The organism is bacterium (genome assembly GCA_016708315.1).
Lineage (GTDB): Bacteria > Zixibacteria > MSB-5A5 > CAIYYT01 > CAIYYT01 > JADJGC01.
The window spans coordinates 1-18,900 of the sequence record JADJGC010000013.1; the positions used below are offsets into that span (position 1 = coordinate 1).

The window sequence follows — 18,900 nt, forward strand, 5'->3', positions numbered from 1 at the left end:
AAGTGAAGGCACTGATGTTCGCTCAGAAGCGCCAGCTTTGCCGGCCCAACAAGTGTTTGCAGTGAGTTCGCAACGGCCGTTGCGGTTCAACAATCTCGATCTCGCTGTCAGCTCTTGCGGGGGCGAGTCTGCAAAAGGTAGCCCCGGTTGCAGATGCAAATGGTCTCTGTAGCGAGCACCGGTTTCGGTGATAGCTTTGGCTGTCCCGATTAACCCGGGTGATGCCGTATTTTTGACTAATGAATGTTTGAGTCGGACAAGAAAGTTTAGGAGTCAATTAAAGAAAGTCAGTTAGAAAACAGAAGATTCAGTCACTGACACTTTGTTGGTGTCAACTACACGACCTCTGCCATCAACTTCTCCAAGTCGAGTGGTCGCGTATACATCACCAATACGCCGTCAGCGTCCTTTGGCCACGAGTCGCGCGGAAGGTCACAGTAGATTTCTATCCCATTTTGGTCGGGGTCGCGAAGATATATCGCGTGGCTCACTCCGTGATCCGAGGCTCCCTCAATCGGCCACTTGTTGTCAATCAGCCTCTTCAGGCTGCGTGCCAATTCTAATCGGTTCGGAACCAGGATCGCGAAGTGAAACAGACCGGTGGAACCATGCGGGGCAGGGGAGCCGCCAGAGCTTTCCCAGGTATTCAGGCCAATATGGTGGTGATACCCGCCGACCGAAACAAATGCCGCTTGCGTTCCCAATCGGGTAGTAATCGCAAACCCCAGCACCTCGGTGTAGAACATCACCGAGCGCTCAAGGTCGCTTACCTTAAGGTGAACGTGCCCGATTCTTGATTCTGGATGCATCGAATTCCTCGTCCTTCAGCAATGGTCTCATTGTAGATTTCGCGCGCGTACATCCGGCTGTCTTGGTCTGCTGTGTTTGAGATATTCGATGACCACAGCGGCGAGTATCAGAGATTATCGTATCTGCTACATTCCCTGTAGATGATTGGAAGGTCCCAATCACTCGTAAGACAGTTACGAAACTCCGAGACTCACCGTCGTGGCACCGAGGGGAGGGGCTTTAACGCCTGGCGACAGGATCGATTGCTTCAGCCGGCTCGCCGAAGTTCATCGAAACGCCGTCTATCTTGCTCGTGTCAGCCGGAACAGTCTGCTGCAGCTTCTGAATCGGCGGCATCAAAGTGTCGATGTTCGGCTCTTCGAAATCCGGCTTCTTAGCCTTGCCCGCCGCGAATAGTACCTTCAAGAAACTGCGCTTCGAGTCATGCTTCCACTTCTTGTACCAAGGCTTAATCTTTGCCAGAAGATCCGCATGCCATTCCGTGCGCGTCTTCTCATCGATCAACTCGCTTCTGACATTACCCAGGGTCGTATTCGTGTCGGAGAACATGGCATCGATCGCCATCAAAACCGAATCGCGCTCGCTGATTCCCGCAAGCAGTTCGGCTTCGCGCTTCGAACAATCCGACTGGAGAGTGTTGTACTCAGCTGTCAGGTTCTTCAATTCCTTCGACAGATTTGCCGCTCTGGTTTTGGCTTTCTGGTAGTCTTGCGAAACGCTGTCTGCGATGAAGCTCGCCGAATGCATCGTTTCCATCGCGTAGTTCAGGCTGTCCGTCTTCACGCGCATTTCGTTTTTTAGCATCCTAATCGAATCGGCTTGTGCCGCGACTTGCGTCAGTGAAGCCTGATATGCCGATTCCATCTGCTTGTCGGTGCAGCCGACGGCAAAAGCCAGAATCGCTGCTCCTGCGACTGCAATTGCTGTAATCTTCCTGTTCATTTGTTACCTCCTATGGGTATAGAACGATTTCTCTTCTTCTCTCGCTTTTTGATTCTCGTACTCGAGTTTTCTTGGCCGAAAGGTGCGAGGAGTTCTGCTATAAAAAGTGCCTGCTTCAATTGTCGCTATGATTTGAACCGCGACCAAAGCTGAATCTAAATTACTGCAGTAGTGTCCGTATTGAGTACAAATCTTCTACCAATTTGAAGCCTAAGTGTTCCGAAACAATCGCAGCTATGAAGCTAAGTCGTAGTAGGGGAGTGCGTTAGAGTTGATTTTTTTATCAAGAACAGCCCCGAATTGCCGCAATGAAGCGCAAATTCTGCCGACGTCCCGACTGTGGCTCTGATAACCACAGTCGGTCTCATCTATACTTGTTAATCAGGAATTTCTGCCTCGACAAGTTGCGCCAAAAGCATCAACGATTCCTGCCAGCCGAGATAACAAGCCTCCGCCGGTATCACGTCTGGAATCCCGCTTTGCTCAATCTGCATTTCCGTTCCGCAGAACACCTTCTTCAAAGCGATTGTCGTCTGCATCTCGCCGGCCAAATTCGGGTCATCGAACTTGTCCGAATACCTGATCTTCTCGCCCGGCACCAATTCAAGATACGTCCCGCCAAAAGAGTGGCTCTTGCCGCTCGAAAAATTCGCAAACGACATCTTGTAAGTACCGCCAACCTTTGTGTCCATTTGATGAACCTTGCAGGTAAACCCATGCGGCGGCAGCCACTTGGCTATCGCATCAGCATCCAGAAATGCTTTGTATAATTTTTCGGGTGATGTTTTCAGTACACGATGAAATCTAACTGTGCTCGGCATTATTCGCTCCTTCCGATGAAATCTTTCGTCATTGTTAATACATGTACGAACAGACTCCAATCAAGTTGGCAGCGACAATTCTATCCAATTTGTCCTACGACTTGTGGTCGTTTCACGCTTGAGCCACTGCCGATGGCGACAAGCGACTGACAATCGCCGGCGCTTCGTGAATCAACCCTTCGTCTTCGAGAGCTGCTACCATGAAGCGCGCAAAGTCGGTTCGCCGCGTAATGTTGCTCGCCAGAATCGGATCGCCGATGTGCCGGCTCCATACCGGGAGCCCTTGGCTTTCACCCTCCTCAAGGTCGCTGCCGCGCACGACCGTCCAGCGGGTATCGCTGGCAAAGATGCGTCGGCACGCCTCAACCTGGTCGTCGATATCCGCAAATCGGGTCAATCGTCCGATCCAACGGAACACTTGCACGAGAAGTTTGAAATACCCCGGGTAGACGTCTTGGCCATCTTTAGATATATGCCAGCCGCAGGAGAAGACCAGCCGCGCATTTGGCTCCGCAAAATCGAGCACCGCTTGCGCAGTCCCGGTTGAGTACTGCTGCACACCCCAAGGCACAAGCACGACGAGCACTCCTTGGCAACCGGCAACCGCCTTTTTGATGACCTCGCGGTCATTTGTCGCGCCGGGAAAATCGTGATACGATCCTTGAAAGCATCAAGCTTGCCGACACTCTTAGCGCGACAGACGCCAACGACCTCATACCCGCGGTCGAGCGCGTGCTGAACCATGTACCGGCCTAGTTTCCCTGATGCTCCAATGATGCAGACTTTCATACGAAGGGAGTTAACGAAAATTCCGCCGAATGAATCAAGCTAACAATGTCAAGAGTGTGATTGTAAAGTGAATCGCTGAAAGTTGTTGGGGCCCGCAGATTTAAACACCCCCGACAGGATTCGAACCTGTTACCCTCCCGACTTTGTCGGGATGATCTATCACAAGACCAACCCCGACACTACTCCCAACACCCCGACAGGATTCGAACCTGTTACCCTCCCGACGTTGTCGGGATGATCTATCACAAATGAGCTACATAAAATCATACACCCCCGACAGGATTCGAACCTGTTACCCTCTGCTTAGAAGGCAGATGCTCTATCCGAATGAGCTACGGGGGCGTGAACTGTCCAATACTACGTCCACCAAGCAAATGTGTCAATCTAAACTTTGACCCCAAACATACAGCGTCGCATACAGCGCAAATGACGGATACGGATTGATTCCCGGAAACTCCGGCAAATGCACCAGATGCAACTCCACATCGCGGTAACGATACGCCAACTTCGGCGCCGCCACCACAACCGCCGATTCTGCCACCGACCGGCTGTCATAGATTCCGCACAGCGCACCAATCGACAGGCCTTTGTAGATTCGATACCCGTACCCGAACGTCACATACTTGGCGGCACGCCGGTAGGAATCCTCCATGATACCGGCTTCGAAATAGTATCGGCTGCGGAGCTTCTCATGAATCGTAAATGTCGCACCGATGCCGGGATTGCGCTCATTAAACCGATATCCCGTTACATCGCGGCGATCGAGATGATATGATAGTCCGTAGAGATTGACGCCAAGTTCAACTGAATAGGAAACTGCCGGCATTCCGATGGCGACGACAATCGCCAATAAGAAAACCACCTTCAATCGTATGTGCAGACCTTTTGAATTCATATTGGACTTCTGCGGAAAAATGGTCGGGGTGATAGGATTTGAACCTACGACATCTTGCTCCCAAAGCAAGCGCGCTACCAAGCTGCGCCACACCCCGATTAAGCGTGCCTCCTATTTAATCTGCCGGAGGCCCTTAAGTCAAGGACTAAACGAACCCCCGATTCGACCCGAATCAGTGATTTTTCCCTTCGCACTCCAGCAGCGCTTCTATTATCATTCCCTTGGAATGACTGTTTCGGTAGCTCTCGGGGAGTGAGGTAAGCAATGGCTGATGATGTAGTTCGCGAAGAAATGGAAGTCGATGTCCTGCTGGTCGGTGCCGGTCCTGCCAATCTGGCTTGCGCCTGGCGACTGATGGACTTGATCGAAAAAGACACTGCCGCGGGCGGCGCTCTTGGCGAGGCCGTCATCATGGTAATCGAAAAAGCCGCCCACGTCGGCGCTCACTCGATTTCCGGCGCTGTCCTCGATCCCGTCGCTCTCAATGAATTAATCCCGAACCATCAGGAACTCGGCTCGCCGGTCAAAACGAAAATCTCCAGCGATGCCATGCTCTACCTCACAAGCAAAGGCAAGTTCATTGTCCCGTGGGTACCATCGTCAATGCATCACGACGGTTGCTACGCCATCTCATTGAACGAGCTATCATCGTGGATGGGCGCTCAACTCGAAGCCCGCGGCTGCCAGATCTTCCCCGGCACCGGCGGCGCCAAACTGCTTTTCGACGGCAATCAGGTCGTTGGTGTTCAGACTGACGATAAAGGCATCAGCAAGGAAGGTCATCGCAAAGCCAACTTCGAACCGGGAATGAATCTTCGTTCCAAAGTGACCGTCTTCGGCGAAGGCGTCCGCGGCTCGCTCGCCAAAGAGCTGATCAAAAAGCTGAAACTCGATGAGGGCCGAAATCCGCAGAATTACACCACCGGTGTAAAAGAACTTTGGGAATTCCCAGCGGGAACGCTTACACCGGGGCAGGTCTATCACACCATGGGATATCCGCTCGACATGCAGACTTTCGGCGGCGGATTCATTTACAATCTCTCCGATACCTTGATGTCGATTGGCCTCGTAGTCGGACTCAACTATCTCAATCCGTTTACTGAACCACAGGCGCTGTTTTCCAAGATGAAATCGCATCCGTTCATTGCTGACATTCTCTCGAAGGGGAAGATGCTTCGCTACGGCGCCAAAGCCATCCCCGAGGGTGGTTACTGGTCGATTCCAAAAACTACGGCGATGGATTCTTGATCGTCGGCGACTCAACGGCATTCTTAAATCCCGCCCGCCTCAAAGGTATTCATCTCGCAATGAAATCCGGTATGCTCGCGGCAGACACGATTTTCGAATCGCTCAAAAAAGGCGACAGCACCGACAAATCACTTTCAGAATATGACCGCAAGTGGCGCTCGTCTTACATCTACAACGAACTCTACAGTCAGCGCAATTTCCACTACATGTTCGAAAACGGTCCGCTCTCGGCACCGGGATTTGTGTTGAAGCATCTCTTCACCGGTTTCACCGCCATGCCGAAGATGCACGAAGACCATCTCAATATGCGCAAGCTCAAGGTCCACTTCGCCGGAACTCCGCCAACTCCGGACCAGTGGCGTCCCAAGCCTGATGGCAAACTCATCTTCAACAAACTCGACTCGGTGTACTACTCCGGCACAAATCACGACGAAGATCAACCATCGCACCTCAAAGTTTCCGATACGAATATTTGCGCTACCATCTGTGTCGAAGAGTACGGCAATCCCTGCAGATGACAGAGTCTCAAACCCTGCCAGTAATCGCTTTTCAACACGGAATTTTAGCGACTTGCCCGACTTGTCAACGAGCGGTTCCGGCGAACTCAGGCCAACAATGTATTTGCCCGAGATCAGATTCCGGTAGTAATCGTAAGTGCCGACTTCGGCGGCTGAGAAGCGCACTCCGTATACTTGATTGTTGTAAGCGGTGTCGGCGAAGTGCTCGCCATACAGGAAGCTCTTGTAAGGCACCGTGCCGAGATTTGAGAGCAAAAGTGTCCCTTCGGCATCAGCCTGCTTGAGGTCGATAACGAACTGGTAATGTGTGCTGTCCTCTAATACCCGCACTAGGAACGATTTCGTACCCGATTCAAATACGAGGTTACCTTTGTCGGCTCCACCCGGAGTGACTCCCGCCATATTCTCGGTAGCGACGTGCTTCTTGAAATCGGCTAAAAACGTCGTCCAGTCTTTACCGACGGCCGTTGCGATCATTTCTTTGAACTTGGCGGCGTCGATAGCATTCACCTGATCTCGAGAACCGGAGAATTGACGGTACACTTCGAAGTACTTCACGCGACCAAGTTGAGTCCAAAGATACTCGCAGAAGAGCCCTGCAAGCGGATAGGCGAAATCGGGATTGGCATCGAATGATGGGAATGACTCGCTGACCATCAAAGTATCAAGCTCCGCCAATTCGTTCAGATAGAGATAGCTTCCCATCGACAACTGCACTTCGGCAGAGCGACCCCAGCGACCGCCGAGAAACGTTGCGGTGCCATACTTGAACAAGGCATGCGTGTGTGCAGGCGGATTCTTGAGCGAGTAATTCACGAGGAACTGTGCCAATTCGTGGTAGGGTGGCATATAGCGGCTGATTACGGCATCCATTGAGGGCTGGAAACTTCCGAGAGCCATCTTGCCGCTGACCTGCTCAACTTCGCCGTACGATTCGCAGAGAAATGCATTGAACTTGATCGTCTCCAGAATAATCATCTGCTCTGCGGACAAGCCAATTTTGCGGCCGGTTGCTTCAATAAACTCGTCAGCTTCGTCCAAAGACTCCTGCTTAAATAGCGACGGGTCGCGATATTTCAGACGCAGGAAGCGGGAAGAAATCTCTTCCCACGATTCGCAATAGACATGAAATGCCGACACCAATCGCGGATTTAGCACCGATTCTGAAATTGCATAACTGCGTCCCGGGATCGACTTGCCGCCCGACTTAATCGTGTAGTTGATTCGAGCGAAATCGCGACTGAACCGAACCGTGTCGATTGTCAGGGTTGCTGATCCGTTGCGAAGTTCAGTAAGATGCTTCCAAAGTGGAGAGTCCATCTCCATCTTGAGCGGTTCGTCGACATAGCTGATTCTTAGTTGTTCCGAAATGGTACGGTCCAGAAGAGCCCAGACATTAGCCGCAGAGTGATAATCCTCAGCTTTGAGGTATTCGACGTATCCTAAGAAGAACTTCTCAATATCGCGCTCTTTGTCTTGAGCAAACGCGATTTGGGAGAGTAGCAAAACTATAATGACGAGCAGCCGCTTCATCGATTCTCCTTTATGTTCAACAAATTAGCTCAACCGGGATTCTTCAGATTATAGCCTATTATATTACATAACTCGCCGACCGGAGACGACTTTTTTACGCCAAATCCCGGGAGAATTTTCACTGTCATGGCTTCGCGCGAATACCGGGCTGTACCAACGTATATTGACTAACATCGCCCCAAATTCTATATTCCGTACTTAATTGCTATCGAATTGTTGTTGAACCAATTAAGCAATCAGGCGACAGTATAAGCGGCACAGATTCTACAATCGTCAGATTCTTGTATTAATTAGGAAATGCAGCTGAATGGAAACCAGTTTTAATAAATCAGCCGATACCAGCCACCAGATTACTCTGCAATCGAGCCTGGTCTACGCCGTTTGGCTCTCGGGAACGGCACAGGCGGGCCGCGAGGTATATCTCGAGGTAGGCACCAGCTTCGTGGGCTTAGGCGCTGCCATCGAAATCAAGGTCAAATCGCAAGACGGCAAGAATCTCGGATCCTTAAATGAAAAGATCTACAATAACAAGTTTGTAGGAAAAGTGCTGATTGCCGGCGACGCCAAGATCGGCGATATGGCGTACTTCGAGGTTAAACTGCCTGCGTTGAGCTTACAAGGCGAATCGAACCGTATCAGCATTGTGCCGCCGATCAAGGTCAAGAACATGTCTTGGAGCGCGTCGGAAGCCCGCCGCGGCGACGTGCTCACGCTGAAAGCTGATATCGAAAATGTTGACGAAGAAGTTCCGGCGAAAGTGATCATCTTCGAAGCCGATCAGGACGGCGCTCACGACAGGATTTGCGAAATTCAGACAATCGTTAAGAATAGCAAAATCACTCTCGATTGGGAGTACGAGTACCACGAAGACACCGATGAGATTCCGACTGAAGAAGAACTCCAGCGCTATGGACGCGGCTACAATCCGCCCGAGTATTTCTTCGTGATCGAGATTGATAAGCAGGAGTTTGGCCGCGAACAAGATTCCGGATTGCTGACATTCAAGGACTCGCTTGAGATTCAAGCAAATCAAGGCGATGGGGCAGTCATGGCGAATGAAGATATTATTGCTTACCTCGCCGACGGCACAGAGAAACGCGCCACACTCGACGAATATGGTTACGCTAAACTCGAAGGTATCCCGCCCGGCAAATGCCGAATTGAGTTTCCCAATCGCGACGGCATGCGTCCGATGGAATTTGAATAGCGGGGAGATGACGGCACAGTGACAGATGTAGTATCCGGCCTCAAGGCCCTCTTCTGGGGACCGCCACTCAAACCCATCGAATTGTTCCCTCGCAAAAAAGCCAACATCTTTGAGTCTGACCAGAAGGTCAAAGCGCTTTTGCCTGCTGATTTCCCGTCGGTTGAAAAGGGCTTCAGCGACAATCTGAAAAAACTCGAAAGCCGGTTCTTTGTCGATCTGGGCACCAAGCGCACGGTCACGGCTTATGTCTGTGCCGAAAAAGATGGCAAATGGGTGCCGCATGCGGATAAGGAAGTATTTCTTCGACTGGGGCCGGGAAGCGCTCCAAAAGCCAAGCTAAACCTTACCAAAGGCACATCGGACAGTGACGGCTGTATCGAGATGGAAATCGAGCATCCGGCTGAGACCCCGGAAGGAACTGGGTTGATCTTTCTGCAGGCAAGTTTCGACGAGCAATTCCTGACATTCAATCAGCTCAATCTCTCGATTCGACGCAACAACGACACGTTGGCTGACCTAAAGGAGGTTGTCGAAGGCAAGTCGCTTTTGGTCCACCAGAAAAGCAATGCCGTCGAGTCGGTCGCGATCAAACGCCTGCAGACAATTCTGAATCAGGTTGTAGCGCGCAAGAAGGCTGTCACCGATTTCGAGTTCCTTGAGACTCACGGCAAATACGATGACAAGTGCAAGAAAGCCGTGAAGTCATTCATTGAGAAATTCGCCGGCGGATTTGACTATCCGAAGGGGCAGTTTAACGTCAAGGTGAATGATCTCGTGAAGGAGTATATCAAGAAGGAATATGGCGGATATGAGGACGGCCAAATCGTTGACCGCTCGCTGTTAGTCGGACCTAAAGAATGGGCAGCCGGAGATGCCGTCAACACAATCGACGGGCTGCTTGATATCTATGTAGCCGTAGTCGAACGCTTCTTTGCGGAGATGCTGAAGTATGCAGAGGAGTACACCGGCTGCAATACATTCTTAGTGCAACGCTAAGGTCGAGCCACGCTGCATCAAGTGATGCTGTCAAGGATTCGCGCGATAACGATGTTTCTGTCGCCAAGGATATTGTCGCCAAGAAGATTCAGGGCAAGCAGGTTGCAGGGAAGTGGTGGTACAAGATTCAGTTGTCCGCCATTGAGGGCTGGCTATCGGAAGACGATGGAAAGCTGGTCAGCAACAACGCGAAATTCGAAGCATCGAAAGTTGCTACAATCAAGGACAAGGGCGATAAGAGCGGGGCGGCAGTCAAGAGCTGGGGCGGAACAAGCCAATCATCGGCCAAGGATGAGAAATTCAGCTACTTGAAAAAGAAGACACCGCCGACTGAGCGCTGGTTCCAGATCGAGAACAAGAATGGTGTCGCAGGCTGGATCAAAGAAGCTGACTGCACTGCAATTTCAAATGATCGCGTTACGGCACACAATGCCGGCACCTTCGGGATGGCGGGTGTGGCCTACAGCTATGGTAGCAAGGATCGTCCCTCGGAGTTTACGGCATTCTTGCAATCGAATCCGGTCAAGCCCGAGACTCTGGATTGTTGGCATCTCTATGAGAACACTCACAAGCCGGGAAAAACCAGCAACGACTCCGACACGGCTAATTATACCGGAATCGATTGCTCAGGCTTCACACAGAATACCGTTTGCTATGCGCTACTGCCGGACAATCAACGCATTGTCCCCGAAGCGCGCATGAAACGCATCGGGCGCGTCGCCGGTGCGACGGGCGAGACCTGGCCCTGGACCGGCTGTATCCCGGCACGGGATTTCGTCGGCGATTGGGCACGTCAGATAACGTATGATCCGGCCAACGCCAACAAGCAGTGGCTGGACTGTACCGATATCATCACGTCGCCCGGTCATATCGTTTGGGTCGGCGACAAGGAGCCGGATGCAATCGACAACCACCGCAATTTTCAGGTGTATAATGCTTTCGGAGGCGACTCTCGCGAGAATCAAAGTCCGAAGGTCCCGACCGACAAGTTTATCCGTAAGATCATCAAGATGCCGTTCAAGTGGTGGGGAATCAAGTTTGCCGACAATAATATCAAGATCGGAAGGATCTATTTCTGGAGTTAGTCATGCGGTCAGGAGGATGCAGTAGTGCTGCAATGGATCATAGTCGTGATGCTCGCGGCGCTGCCGCTGATGCAAGGATGTGCTGCCATGAAAACGGTTGACGGCGCGCAAGAATTCGAAATGATCTATTTCGATCAAGGCGACGACGAAGGGAAACTGCTCTATCAATTCAGCGAAGTCGGCAAGGATATCCTGCCGCAGCGGATGTTGGTCGATAGCAATGGGAGACTGTTCTTTCTGGAGCGCGCGCTCAATCGCGTACAGTGCTTCTCGCCAACCGGCGAGTGGTCATACACTGTGGCGCTCTCGGGTGACGATCTCAAGTTAAGCAGTGAAGACGACACTCCAATCGAAATCAACTACATCGACATGTTCTGGTTTCCCGATTCATCATTGGGGATACTCTTGGAAGTTGCCGGAGATACTCCGCGACCTATCGCGGTCAAGCTCGACGCCGACGGGTTTGTGCAATCGCACTATGAACTGAAGGACGCGCCGATTCCGCTCGACAATATCGAGAATGTCCGATGCGATGCGCTCGGCTGGCTCTGGATAGCACAGGACGAGTGGCAGCTTTTCGACCATTTGGGCAACTACAGCTCGACCGTGAAGGTCGCCTCAAATTGCGTCGACTCCCCGGGATTTACCTACAGCAGTGACAAGCCTGTTCGCGTACTTGATCGTCACGGCAAGCTTGCCGCGACTTTGACTGCCGAAGACACTCCTGCGCCCGATTTCGTTGCGTTTGTCGATGACAAAGGTGAAATGGTATCGTGGACGCGCGGTTTGGCTGAAACCAAGACCGCGACCAGCCTGGCAAGCGCCAATCAGATCGTGTTATTCGCGCTCAATCGGGATAAGTGGCTTTGCGAAGCCAAAGCAACGACCACTGTGCCGAATACTGAGTACAAATTTCCGCACGAACAATCGGATCAGGCGATTCCGGTGCAGGTATATCTTCCGAAGATGACAGTTGTTCGCAACGGTGTGATGTATCTATTGGCTTATTCGGATGATTCGATATGGGTCAGCAAACTGGCGATTGCCGCACTGATGAAGTAGTCAGACTGATTTGTCCGAAGTCAACTTGATGTAGACCTTTCCGTCTTCCACCTTCGTTTCATACATCGGAATCTTAAGACTGGGGGCTTCCAGAGACTGTCCCGTGCATACGTCTGCTCTCCAGCCGTGAAGGGGGCAGATCAAGACGCCGTCGTCAATCTCGCCGCCTTCAAAGCTGGCACCCTGATGGGGACAGCAATCATCGAGCGTATAGACTTTATCGCCAACCTTGCACAGAGCGAGCGGATTGCCGTCGATTTCGACTATCAGCGGCTCATTGGCGGGAATATCGTTAAGTGCGCAGACTTCAGTGAATTCATTCATCGCGCACAAGTAAATGATCTGGACACCAAAAGCAATAGTGTAGTTTCGGGCGACAAACAAAAAACGCCGACTGGTGTCCAGTCGGCGTCATGCGTAAGCTCAGGTGAGATTTTATTTATCGCCAGGAGGCATTTCGCAACAACGGCGTATCGGGCGAGTTGCGCTGGTAAGGATTTACCGGGCGCACATACGGGCGATAGCTTTGGTATTGCGAAGAAGCAAACGATGCGGTCGGGCGATTCATGGTGCGATTCATAAGTCCCATGCGACGCATGTGCTCGACATAGAGCGATTCGATCTTGGCATCAGCAAGTTTAAGCGAGCGTGCGTTCGACACGGTCGTGGCACGATAGTTGGAGCGTTCTCCGGAGACACCAAGGATGTATTCCCAAACCGTAGGAGATTCTTTGGAAGTCGTCACCGAGGCGAATTGCGCCGTCTGCTCAGCAGGCGGGACGATTGTAGCCGTAATGACCGACTGATCGTCAAGCATTTCCGGAGCCTTGTCCGAACGCAGGAAAACCATTGTCAATACCGCGACTACGCCGACGGTTGCCAGCGAGGACATCCACGCCAACGGACGACGGAATAGAGACGGTTCGCGCAAGGGGAGATAGCTCTCGGTCTGGTGATTCTGCTCTGCAAAGATGCGATTCATCAATTGCAAATTGAAATCATCCGCAACTTGCTTTTGCGGCAGAGACTTTGCGGCGACTAAGATTTCTTCTATGTAAAGCTTTTCTCGTTCACAACTTTTGCAATTTCTTATATGCGCCTCCATCTCTTTACAGAGATCTGATTGTAATGAACCATCACAGGATGCTGATAGGTAGCACCGAACCTTTTGACAATTCATACGTCTCCTCCATACGCGGTTTCAGGCGATTGCGTAGGATCGCCCGCGCCCGATTGACACGTGACTTAACGGTACCGAGCGGTACGCTCAACACCTGGGCAATTTCCTCGTAGGAGAGATTGTCCACATCACGCAACAAGAACGCGGTTTTGTATTTTTCCGGTAAGCGTTTGATTTCCGTATCAAGCAGAGTTTTCAGCGCACTGTTGTTCTCGACTTTTTCTTCCTTGGCCGGCAGTTTCTCGGCGAAGTCGAAAATGTCGAAGAACTTGATCTTCTTGCGGCGGCGTAGTTCATTGCGCGCAAGATTGAGTGCGATCGTATAGATCCAGGTAGAAAATGCAAAGCGGAAGTCATAGGACATCTTATGCTGCCAAACACGCAGGAACGTATCTTGCAACAAGTCTTGGGCTTCATCTTCCGATGAGAGCATGCGATTAAGGACGTTGAACAAACGATCCTTGTAACGGTTGACAAGAGTATTATACGACACCATGTCGCCCTCTTGTACCCGCTTCATTAACTCCAGATCAGGGAGTGATTCTCTGTTCAGCATCATTATCCTTTCGTTATCCAGCCCGACAACTGCTATCCTAAAATACAATACGAGTATCGTGATAGTTCCACGATTTTTGTATTTGCCTATTTCAAGAATCTTCGAATCCCTTTGCAAATTGGGCGAAATAGCGTAGATTGAAGGCTGTTGAACTAAACGCAGGGAGATTCATAAGTGAATGTAGCAGAAGCAATTGCGCAAAGGCGCTCGATTCGATCATTCGGAAAGCAGAAAATTGAAGCGGAAAAACTGGCCGCAATTTTAGAAGCCGCCCGTTTAGCGCCATCCGCACGAAACGAGCAACAGCGGCTGTTTATCGTGATAAAGCAGACGGATATGCTGAAGAAATTGGCTTTCGCCTGCGATAGCCAACAACAGGTTGCCGAATCAGATGTTACGATTTGCTGCTGTATTCCCGACACCGACCTGCTTACCGATGAGAATCGGGTACTTCGTTACGAGGATTCCGCTATCGCTAATGCCTTCATGATGTTGCAAGCGACCGCGCTGGGGCTGGGCAGTTGCTGGATCGGCAGTTTCAACGAACGCAAAGTGAAGAGCCTTCTGCGAATTCCGGATAATGTGGCAATTCATTCGCTCTTGGCGTTAGGATATGCTCACTATACTCCGCCTGCAACCGAACGCAAACCACTCAGCGAGATCGTTCGTTCGGAGGAATTCCCTCGCACAATGGATGAAGAGCGAATCGGGTAGAGAAAGTCGTCTTTCGAGGCGCGCACACAGATTGTGCCTGTGAGGGCGACGAATGAATCAAAAGTGGGCAGAATCGCAAGGGGCGAATATTCGACAATCTGCAAATCGATGGCATTTAGCTGGTTTTGGCAATCTGATGAATTGACGGCAAGTTTATTGCTTTGAGTATTGTCATATCTCAGGCGCGTCAATGTTTTTATTGACCCGCCCGGACAATGCCGTAGATTCAGAGCAGAATGAGTGCTGCTAATCCAAGGAGGCACGGATGCCGCGTCTACTTCTAGTTTGTTCGTTACTGCTCTGTTCTGTAAGCCTGTTTGCGCAATCGGAACGCGTGAGTCGCCGTGATACGGATTCGGATGACAATGTCCAACGAATCTATTCATATGACAACCTTCCACCTCGACAACTGGTAGATTGTCCAACGGCCGCGACGTTACCGCGAGCGAGTTTCGATTTTCAGGTACGGACATCGTCCAATGGTTCGCTGGTAGGGCAAACAACCGTCGGACTTCACCGGCGCTTCATGCTCGGAATGTCCTACGGCGGTGAGAACGTTCTCGGCGATGAAAAAGCCGACTGGTACAACGAGATGCAATTCCTGGTGAAGTACCAGTTGATCACGGAGACGTTGTACATGCCGGCACTCGCTCTCGGTTACGAGGGTCAGGGCTACGGCAGATACTTCAACGACTTGGAACGCTATATGTTCAAGTCGAAAGGTTTCTACGCGGTAGCGTCCAAGGGTTACCGCACCTACAAGTGGTCGTCGGGTCTTCACGCCGGTGTTTATTACTCGCTTGAAGATGATGGCGATCAGGACGATGATGTGTCGATCTTCCTCGGCGCCGATCTGCAGCTTCAGAATGATCTTCTGCTGGTCGCCGAGTACGATTTAGCGCTTTCCGACAACCACGATACGGAACACTCCGGTAAGGGTTGGGGTTATCTTAATGTGGGTATACGATGGATCTTCTCCGAGCGGCTCGAAATCGGGTTTGATATGGAGAACCTAATCGGTAACCGCAACGACACGAAGAACCCGACACGCGGATTGAGAATTACGTACTTGGAATTCTTCTAGAGGTGTATAACCGAGAGGTGATATGATGAATGCAAGAAATCTGATAATCGGCATCGCGGCGTTAATCGCGGCGGCGATCACCTCTGCCGGGTGTTACACTATTATCAAGCATCCCACGATGACTGCCACTCACAGCGATGAGGGCGAAGGCACTTCTGAAACATACACTCACGTTGAGGCCGATCGCGACTGCATGCGCTGTCATACCGACTACGGCACGTATCCATATGGTTACTACTATGGCTACTATCCCGACTATTACTGGTCCAATCCCAATTGGGGCAGCTACTATGCATATCCCTGGTGGTGGGAAGATTACTACGATAACGACAAGATCGTTGCCGATACGGTAGATCAAATTGCCCGCCCTGAACAACGTCGGGGACTGACTCCGCCGTATTCTCGCGGTGTCGATCCGATTTTCAATCCGCCACCGACATTGCCAACACCGGGCACACCGCCGGTTGTCGGCGGAAGCGGCGGATCAACCACCGGTGGCGGCGGCACAGTGACACCACCCCCAACGAATACAGATGACGGCAAGAAGGAAGAGCAGAAACCACCGCGCCGTCGAGGAAAATAGACATCAACCATTGGAGGGCTATCTCGTGAAGAAGCTCCTACTCTTTTGCGTTCTCGCTACACTTGCGTTCGGATCGACAAGTTCATTTGCACAAGACGAACAGACATTTGTGACCGAAGCTTCAGCAGCCAACAACTTCGGCGTTGGCGGCCGCGCTGTTGGAATGAGTGAAGCGGTTATCGTCTCGGTCAAGGATGGTACAGCAATCGTTTACAATCCAGCGGCATTGACTAAAATCAAGCGCCCTGAATTCTATCTGGCGATGTCGCATGAAAAATTCCGCAATGAATCGACCGGCCCGGGTGGCGGCGGATCATTTGCAGAAAATGATGTCACCAAGACGCGCTTCAGCTCAATGAATCTCACCGTGCCGGTGCCAACATATCGCGGCGCTTTGGTAGTTGCGTTTGGTGTCAATCGCACCAAGTCATTTGACCGGACGTTTACGTACGAAATCGATGATTTTGATCTGTACTCCAGCGGATTTGAAGAGGAGACCGGCGGCATACGCGAATACGCTGCGGCTGGTGCTATTGAATTGTCCTCTAAGATTTCTGCCGGCGCGACATTGATCTACTACCACGGCGGCGAGGACTATTTCTGGAACTACAATCAATCTACAGTCTCGAGCGCGTTCGAGTATGTTGACAATATCGAGGACAGCTATTCCGGTGTCGGCGCACGTCTTGGGATGTTAGTCGAAATGAGTCCTAACGTGAGTGCGGCAATCACGATTGATGCTCCGACCAAGTACAGAATCGAAGAGAACTACATTCTTCGAACGATTGAAGACGGTTCGGAAGAATCAACCGTCGGTTACTATGAATATGATCTTTCGCATCCGTTCATCTTCAATGCCGGTCTGGCGTTTCGCAGCCGGACATTTTTGATCGAAGGAAATCTCGGATACGCCGATTGGTCGCAAATGGAATATGACGGCGACGTCTTTTTCGACGAAGACAATATTGCGCTTCAGAATTCATACAAAGAAGCGGTCAATGTTCGCATCGGCGCCGAGGCAATCTTGCCGCAATACGGACTGGTGCTGAGAGCAGGATTCAAGCACGATCCACTGCCGATGAGCGATTTCTTCCCTTCCAACCAAGTTGAGAAGGATCGTAACTCATTTTCGTTGGGATTCAGCTATTTGATAGACCGCGTTGCGATGCTTGATTTCGGATTCGCAAGAGCCTCGTATGAAATCATTGATGAGAATCTATCGCTCTCGCAGAAATACACATCGAGCAAGCTGATGGCCTCGATAGCCTACCGCATCTAATTTTTGAATTTGTTGATATGAAGTTAGCAGGGACGTAGCAATTCGTCCCTCTTTTTTTGCGGTCTATTCGGGGAAAAACTTCGCCCAGCGCTCGAATACACCTTCAAGAAAGTCGCCGGTCTTCTGTTTCACCTTGGCAGCTAATATCTTGCCCTTTTCCGGATCGAAGTCGGGTTCGCCGCGGCCATCCTTGTCGTACAAAAGTACCGAACCGGGGATAGGATAGACGTCGGCGCCGCTGTTGAAGATGTACGCCATCTTCTTGTCGTAGCGCGCCTTGTTGCCATACTTGGGATTGATTGCCATCACGAAACCGGTCTCGTCGAGACCCGCGTGACCACCGGGACTACCGTAAACTTCTTGCGTCACATCGGCGCACAACTGCCACCAATGAACAACTGCGACCTTGATGCCGAAATCGGTGAATGCCTGATAGGCGGCGTCTTTCAGTGCATTGTTATTGCCGCCATGTCCGTTGACGATGACGCAACGCTTGAATTTCTTGTCGGCGAAGGAATGGAGAATATCCAGAATGTATGGCGTGAAAACTTCGGGACGAATGTTCACCGAGCCGGCATATCCATAGAGTGATTTCGTGATGCCGTAGTGTACGCACGGCGCCATGATCGCGTTAAAGCGTTCGGCGAGATATTCGCTGATTGATAGGGGAATGATATTGTCGGTGCCGATAGCTGCTGAGCCGTGTGCTTCGATAGTGCCGACTGGGAGAAAAATCAAATCGCACTTGGCAGGGACGATCTCTTGCACTTCCTGCCAGATCATCTCTTCAAGTTTGTACCAAGCCACTACGGTTCCTCGTCCTGCAGTTTTTGCAGAAGTGATTCGAGTACGGCCTCGGTGGCTTTTGCGGAAGTTTCATCGCCGATGATGCGGAAGGCGTTGATATCGCGCACCAGGAATTCGAGATCGCCCGGCTGACGCAGGTCGTACCACAGTTCAATCTCTTCCCAATTCAATTGCATGTCGCGGGCGACTTCAACCATGCGGCTGTAGATATTGATGCTATTTGACCAATCGATCAATCGAAACACTTGCGGCACAAGCTTGCGCATTCCGAGCAGATAATAGGCGCCTTCGAGCGTAGGACCAAAAACGACATCTTTCTTCTTCAATACCTTGAACGCGTTCTCAATCATGCGCTGGGTGATGGTCGGAGTAACGCAGTCGATCAAGACGATTTCGCCATAACCGGCATCGAAATAACGTTTGAATGTGCTCTCGAAATTCGCGCTGACATCGCTTTCGGTCTGTGCGACCAAAGCAATATCATCGTGGTCGAGCCGTGCGCGACATTTGCCCTTCATCGATGATTTGAGATTCTCGATTGCTTCGAGTACGAATTTCTTGGCGCGTTCGCTGGAGTATGCGACGAAGATATCGGCGCTCTCAACCGTTAGGCAAGCGGCGACGGTGTCTTCGATAAATGCCTGATAAAGCGACTGCACATCGCTGGCTTCAACCGATTCAGAAAACTGCGATTGAACGCGCAGGCGGTGCTTGTCTTCGAGAAATACGACTAAGGCGTTTTTTGTGGAGTCCGGTTTTGATTTTGTCATATCCAGAATCAGCTTGTTATT

19 protein-coding genes, 2 tRNA genes and 1 pseudogene are annotated in these 18,900 nt (G+C 51.2%); 10 read left to right on the forward strand and 12 right to left on the reverse strand.

Going from position 1 to position 18,900, the window contains the following annotated elements; translation table 11 throughout:
• Window positions 1–335: 335 nt before the first annotated feature.
• The 7 genes and pseudogenes from IPH59_10585 to IPH59_10615 form a co-directional block, all read right to left on the reverse strand.
• The gene (locus tag IPH59_10585; GenBank protein MBK7092144.1) at window positions 336–809 is read right to left on the reverse strand and encodes a VOC family protein; all 474 of its coding nucleotides are present in this window, start codon (window positions 807–809) and stop codon (window positions 336–338) included.
• Between the two features lie 220 nt (window positions 810–1,029).
• Complete coding sequence (locus tag IPH59_10590; GenBank protein ID MBK7092145.1) at window positions 1,030–1,752, reverse strand: hypothetical protein; 723 nt, start codon at window positions 1,750–1,752, stop codon at window positions 1,030–1,032.
• A gap of 377 nt (window positions 1,753–2,129) precedes the next feature.
• The gene (locus IPH59_10595; GenBank protein MBK7092146.1) at window positions 2,130–2,573 is read right to left on the reverse strand and encodes an SRPBCC family protein; all 444 of its coding nucleotides are present in this window, start codon (window positions 2,571–2,573) and stop codon (window positions 2,130–2,132) included.
• A gap of 112 nt (window positions 2,574–2,685) precedes the next feature.
• Window positions 2,686–3,362: pseudogene (locus IPH59_10600) on the reverse strand (NAD(P)H-binding protein).
• 268 nt (window positions 3,363–3,630) lie between these two features.
• Window positions 3,631–3,704: transfer RNA gene (locus IPH59_10605), tRNA-Arg, on the reverse strand.
• Window positions 3,705–3,741: 37 nt separating this feature from the next.
• Window positions 3,742–4,257 (reverse strand): hypothetical protein, encoded by a 516-nt coding sequence (locus IPH59_10610; GenBank protein MBK7092147.1) that lies wholly within the window; start codon window positions 4,255–4,257, stop codon window positions 3,742–3,744.
• A gap of 20 nt (window positions 4,258–4,277) precedes the next feature.
• Window positions 4,278–4,354 (reverse strand) — tRNA-Pro (locus tag IPH59_10615).
• A gap of 167 nt (window positions 4,355–4,521) precedes the next feature.
• Between IPH59_10615 and IPH59_10620 the strand changes: the two genes are divergently transcribed.
• From IPH59_10620 to IPH59_10645, 6 genes are all read left to right on the forward strand, one after another.
• Window positions 4,522–5,505 carry an NAD(P)/FAD-dependent oxidoreductase gene (locus tag IPH59_10620; protein MBK7092148.1) on the forward strand — a complete coding sequence of 328 codons (984 nt, stop codon included), beginning with the start codon at window positions 4,522–4,524 and terminating at the stop codon, window positions 5,503–5,505.
• Entirely contained in the window at window positions 5,502–6,023 is a 522-nt protein-coding gene (locus IPH59_10625; GenBank protein ID MBK7092149.1) for a 4Fe-4S dicluster domain-containing protein, read from the forward strand. Before IPH59_10620 ends, IPH59_10625 begins: the two co-directional genes overlap by 4 nt.
• Window positions 6,024–7,863: 1,840 nt before the next feature.
• On the forward strand, window positions 7,864–8,763 hold the full coding sequence (locus IPH59_10630; protein ID MBK7092150.1) for a hypothetical protein: 900 nt from the start codon (window positions 7,864–7,866) through the stop codon (window positions 8,761–8,763).
• 18 nt (window positions 8,764–8,781) lie between these two features.
• Entirely contained in the window at window positions 8,782–9,759 is a 978-nt protein-coding gene (locus IPH59_10635) for a hypothetical protein (protein ID MBK7092151.1), read from the forward strand.
• Between the two features lie 131 nt (window positions 9,760–9,890).
• Window positions 9,891–10,844, forward strand: coding sequence for a hypothetical protein (locus tag IPH59_10640; GenBank protein MBK7092152.1), 954 nt, complete (start codon window positions 9,891–9,893; stop codon window positions 10,842–10,844).
• A 24-nt stretch (window positions 10,845–10,868) separates the two neighbouring features.
• A complete protein-coding gene (locus IPH59_10645; GenBank protein MBK7092153.1) occupies window positions 10,869–11,906 on the forward strand; it encodes a hypothetical protein in 1,038 nt (345 codons plus the stop codon).
• Here the strand turns inward: IPH59_10645 and IPH59_10650 are convergent, their stop codons facing one another.
• Genes IPH59_10650 through IPH59_10660 form a run of 3 tightly spaced genes read right to left on the reverse strand, consistent with a single transcriptional unit; the run spans window position 11,907 to window position 13,645 of the window.
• Window positions 11,907–12,290, reverse strand: a complete 384-nt coding sequence (locus IPH59_10650) for a Rieske 2Fe-2S domain-containing protein (protein ID MBK7092154.1) — start codon at window positions 12,288–12,290, stop codon at window positions 11,907–11,909.
• A gap of 55 nt (window positions 12,291–12,345) precedes the next feature.
• Entirely contained in the window at window positions 12,346–13,086 is a 741-nt protein-coding gene (locus IPH59_10655) for a zf-HC2 domain-containing protein (GenBank protein ID MBK7092155.1), read from the reverse strand.
• Window positions 13,043–13,645, reverse strand: a complete 603-nt coding sequence (locus IPH59_10660; protein MBK7092156.1) for a sigma-70 family RNA polymerase sigma factor — start codon at window positions 13,643–13,645, stop codon at window positions 13,043–13,045. The genes IPH59_10655 and IPH59_10660 overlap by 44 nt, the downstream gene beginning before the upstream one ends.
• A gap of 171 nt (window positions 13,646–13,816) precedes the next feature.
• On the opposite strand from IPH59_10660, the gene IPH59_10665 reads away from it, so the two are divergent.
• The 4 genes from IPH59_10665 to IPH59_10680 all read left to right on the forward strand — a co-directional run bounded on the left by IPH59_10665 (window position 13,817) and on the right by IPH59_10680 (window position 17,302).
• Window positions 13,817–14,356, forward strand: coding sequence for a nitroreductase family protein (locus IPH59_10665; GenBank protein MBK7092157.1), 540 nt, complete (start codon window positions 13,817–13,819; stop codon window positions 14,354–14,356).
• A 265-nt stretch (window positions 14,357–14,621) separates the two neighbouring features.
• Window positions 14,622–15,440, forward strand: coding sequence for a YjbH domain-containing protein (locus IPH59_10670; GenBank protein ID MBK7092158.1), 819 nt, complete (start codon window positions 14,622–14,624; stop codon window positions 15,438–15,440).
• Between the two features lie 22 nt (window positions 15,441–15,462).
• Window positions 15,463–16,023, forward strand: coding sequence for a hypothetical protein (locus tag IPH59_10675; GenBank protein ID MBK7092159.1), 561 nt, complete (start codon window positions 15,463–15,465; stop codon window positions 16,021–16,023).
• Window positions 16,024–16,048: 25 nt separating this feature from the next.
• On the forward strand, window positions 16,049–17,302 hold the full coding sequence (locus IPH59_10680) for an outer membrane protein transport protein (protein MBK7092160.1): 1,254 nt from the start codon (window positions 16,049–16,051) through the stop codon (window positions 17,300–17,302).
• Window positions 17,303–17,365: 63 nt separating this feature from the next.
• On the opposite strand, the gene IPH59_10685 is transcribed toward IPH59_10680, so the two are convergent.
• Together IPH59_10685 and IPH59_10690 are read right to left on the reverse strand one after the other, a co-directional pair.
• Window positions 17,366–18,109 (reverse strand): creatininase family protein, encoded by a 744-nt coding sequence (locus IPH59_10685; GenBank protein ID MBK7092161.1) that lies wholly within the window; start codon window positions 18,107–18,109, stop codon window positions 17,366–17,368.
• A complete protein-coding gene (locus tag IPH59_10690) occupies window positions 18,109–18,879 on the reverse strand; it encodes a DUF2064 domain-containing protein (protein MBK7092162.1) in 771 nt (256 codons plus the stop codon). Before IPH59_10690 ends, IPH59_10685 begins: the two co-directional genes overlap by 1 nt.
• Window positions 18,880–18,900 lie beyond the last annotated feature (21 nt).

What these genes read in the sequence shown, in the direction of transcription:
- IPH59_10585 (MBK7092144.1), bottom strand. Translation starts at nt 809, where the DNA reads ATGCATCCAGAATCAAGAATCGGGCACGTTCACCTTAAGGTAAGCGAC.
- IPH59_10590 (MBK7092145.1), bottom strand. Translation starts at nt 1,752, where the DNA reads ATGAACAGGAAGATTACAGCAATTGCAGTCGCAGGAGCAGCGATTCTG.
- IPH59_10595 (MBK7092146.1), bottom strand. Translation starts at nt 2,573, where the DNA reads ATGCCGAGCACAGTTAGATTTCATCGTGTACTGAAAACATCACCCGAA.
- IPH59_10610 (MBK7092147.1), bottom strand. Translation starts at nt 4,257, where the DNA reads ATGAATTCAAAAGGTCTGCACATACGATTGAAGGTGGTTTTCTTATTG.
- IPH59_10620 (MBK7092148.1), top strand. Translation starts at nt 4,522, where the DNA reads ATGGCTGATGATGTAGTTCGCGAAGAAATGGAAGTCGATGTCCTGCTG.
- IPH59_10630 (MBK7092150.1), top strand. Translation starts at nt 7,864, where the DNA reads ATGGAAACCAGTTTTAATAAATCAGCCGATACCAGCCACCAGATTACT.
- IPH59_10655 (MBK7092155.1), bottom strand. Translation starts at nt 13,086, where the DNA reads ATGAATTGTCAAAAGGTTCGGTGCTACCTATCAGCATCCTGTGATGGT.
- IPH59_10660 (MBK7092156.1), bottom strand. Translation starts at nt 13,645, where the DNA reads ATGATGCTGAACAGAGAATCACTCCCTGATCTGGAGTTAATGAAGCGG.
- IPH59_10670 (MBK7092158.1), top strand. Translation starts at nt 14,622, where the DNA reads ATGCCGCGTCTACTTCTAGTTTGTTCGTTACTGCTCTGTTCTGTAAGC.
- IPH59_10675 (MBK7092159.1), top strand. Translation starts at nt 15,463, where the DNA reads ATGATGAATGCAAGAAATCTGATAATCGGCATCGCGGCGTTAATCGCG.
- IPH59_10690 (MBK7092162.1), bottom strand. Translation starts at nt 18,879, where the DNA reads ATGACAAAATCAAAACCGGACTCCACAAAAAACGCCTTAGTCGTATTT.